This window comes from Luteibacter sp. P4_D7_3, from assembly GCF_056401735.1.
This window is the reverse complement of sequence record NZ_JBFUIT010000422.1, coordinates 1-2,747: the sequence shown is the minus strand read 5'-3', so window position 1 is coordinate 2,747 and position 2,747 is coordinate 1. Positions and strand designations below refer to the sequence as shown.

3 protein-coding genes and 1 pseudogene are annotated in these 2,747 nt (G+C 63.0%); all 4 read left to right on the top strand.

Features of this window, described 5'->3' with window-relative positions; genetic code table 11:
• The coding region (locus tag AC1DSN_RS20950; protein ID WP_477332649.1) for a restriction endonuclease at positions 1–650 on the top strand (650 nt) is incomplete at its 5' end.
• 258 nt (positions 651–908) lie between these two features.
• Complete coding sequence (locus AC1DSN_RS20945; RefSeq protein WP_477332647.1) at positions 909–1,493, top strand: hypothetical protein; 585 nt, start codon at positions 909–911, stop codon at positions 1,491–1,493.
• A 144-nt stretch (positions 1,494–1,637) separates the two neighbouring features.
• Complete coding sequence (locus AC1DSN_RS20940; RefSeq protein ID WP_477332645.1) at positions 1,638–2,204, top strand: hypothetical protein; 567 nt, start codon at positions 1,638–1,640, stop codon at positions 2,202–2,204.
• Between the two features lie 62 nt (positions 2,205–2,266).
• Positions 2,267–2,747 (top strand): annotated as a pseudogene (locus AC1DSN_RS20935) (type III polyketide synthase); the annotation flags it as partial.

Below are 2,747 nucleotides of genomic sequence, written 5' to 3'. Positions count from 1 at the left end.
AAGTAGAAGTGCAGGAGGTCAACGAACTGCTCAGCGTGATGCTCAACGAAGCCGCAACCAAGGGCATCCTCGTCACGCGTGGCCGCTTCAGCGCCGAGGCGATCAACATCCAGCGTCGCCAGCCGCGCCTGCAGCTGATGGACGGCGACGTGCTGCGCGTGTTGCTCAAGCTTCCCGAACATCTCGATACGTCGCTGCCGGGCAGCGCGGCGGCGGCGCCCACGAAGAAGAGCGCGAAGGCCGCGCGTCGCCGCAGCACGTCGTCGCACGGCTCGCACCTGTTGCCTGTTCTGCTGGGCGTCGGGATTCTCGTCCTGCTCGGGCTGTTCGCCTGGCGGACCGTGTCGCGACGCGACGCGGCGGCGGACGCCCTGCCGCCACCGGTCGCCGCCGCGCCGACACCGGTGCCGACGCTTGCTCCGATTCGCGACCTGCCGCCCGCGCCGCCGGAAACCAGCGGCGTATCCAGCACGTCGGGCTTCGTGTCCAAGCCGGGATCGTCCAGCCTGCCCCCGCCGCCAACGCGCGAGCTGCAGGAGCGCCAGCGTCTGCTCGAACAGTCCGAGCGCGAACGTGCGTCGAGGCGCAACAGCGAAGACGGCCTAAAAGTCCTCGAGAAAAATACGCGCGAGCTGGGTTCGCACGACTGATCGCGAGGACGCGCCGATGCCAGCGCCATGTGATTTCGGCAGACGCCGGATAAGTGCCTCTCCCGCCACACCGCATGCGGGGCCGACTCTCGAACCGCCTGCTTTTACTTCGTAGATTCTCACAATCAGGTAACAAGACCTGGTCTAACGTACATACCCTAATGGGTTCAGGCGCGGCCACCCGGCGCCCACGAAACAGGGTGAAAGATCGACTGCTTGATCAAAGGGAATATTGTCAATTGTCCAAGGAGGACTGCCATGTCAACGTCGCTCACAAGCCGTCCGGCTTACGCATCCCGTTTCACCCTGGTCCTGGTCGCCGTGCTGTTCGGTACGACTCTTTTCGCGTCTGCTCCGTCGAGAGCGCATGACAATGACGAATCCGTCGCCTGTATCGTGGGCATGCACAATGCGACATGGAAGYCGGGTGTGACCAATTCGGTCGCTCTCCATACCGTAACGGCGGACACAACCTGGACCTGTCAACGGAAAGGCGTGCCATCGAGCGACGTCACCACCAGCGCAACCTCCCACGCGACCTTCTCCACCTCGTTCTCCTGCGACGGCCTCTTCTCGACGGAACCGACGACGTGGACCATCGAGTGGTCGGACGACCGTGGGCCCCAGACCAGCACGTTTGTATTCGTTGCCAAGGCCGCGCCATCCAACGGAAACATGATCGTTTCCGCTGAGGGGAAGATCACGGCGGGACGTTACAAAGGCCAGGATGCGATGGCGCAATTTACGTTGGCCAACCTCGCAGCCACGCTCGGCAACCAGTGTGCGACGCCCACGGGCATCACGAACGTCAGCGGCAACGCCTCGCTCTCGATCTCGCGTTAGTTCCCTGACTTTTCCCGGCTCGGCGAATGAATCGCCGGGCCGATTGTCACGAATGAATAACGCCAGCCGGCCTAGCAGTCCACCTCAGGGACACGGGGAAAATATCGGGCCTTCAGCCTCGATCACATGGACAAGGAGATAGCCATGTCTACATCACACGCCCTCCCCTCACGTCACGAATCGCGCTTCCTGCTCGTCGTGGTCGCACTATTGGGGATCGTCCTCGGAACTGTCTTACCATCGGCCGCGCATGCCAGTTCCGCCGTCTGCGCCTTGGGAAGCCACGATGCCACCTGGTCACCAGGGGTCACCAATGCCGTCGTCGAGCATGATGTGACAACGGAAACGACATGGAACTGTGTGCAGCTGGTAAGAGGGCCACTGTTCACCACTGCGTGGTCCGACGCGGAATTCTCCGCCCCGTTCTCGTGCGCGAATTTCTTCTCCGCGCCACCAACGACCTGGACCATCAACTGGACAGACGGCGTCCCTCCTGCGACAAGCACATTCACCTATACCGCGACCGCCGCCTCGGTGGGAGGCAACCTGGTGGTCACCGCCCCTGGGAGTATTACCTCGGGACGCTACAGCGGCCAGATGGCGGAGGCGACGTTCGTCCTCACCAACCTCGCTTCGACCCTCGGTAATCAGTGTGCATCGCCGGCAGGCGTGACGAGTGCCGGCGGCAACGCCACGCTCACCATCCTCTGACATGACGACACGGGCCCGGCCGGGGAACTGGCCGGGCCATCTGACAACAGGGAAGTGAAAACATGGTCACCCTCTGCCGCCCCGCGGTCGATGTTCCCGAACACGTCATCACCCTTGACGACACGCTTCGCCTCGCACGCGGGTTGCATGCAAATCACGACCAGCTGCCCTTGGCATTGCGCCTGATCAGAAACACGCAGGTGGCCGAGCGGCACATCGTCCAGTCGATCGAAGACACCCTCGCACACCCGGGCTTCGAAGAACGAAACACGGTCTACGTGCGCGAAGCGAAGGCCCGCGTGCCCGACGTCGTCGCACGTGCACTCGACCATGCTGACCTGACAGCCGACCGTATCGATGCGATCGTCTTCGTCTCATGTACCGGCTTTACCATGCCCTCGCTGATCCCCTGGATGATCAACGAACTCGGTTTCCGCGCGGATATCCGGCAGCTGCCCATTGCCCAGATGGGTTGCGCGGCGGGAGGAGCGGCAATCAACCGCGCCCACGAKTTCTGCCTCGCCTATCCGGGCGCCCATGTAC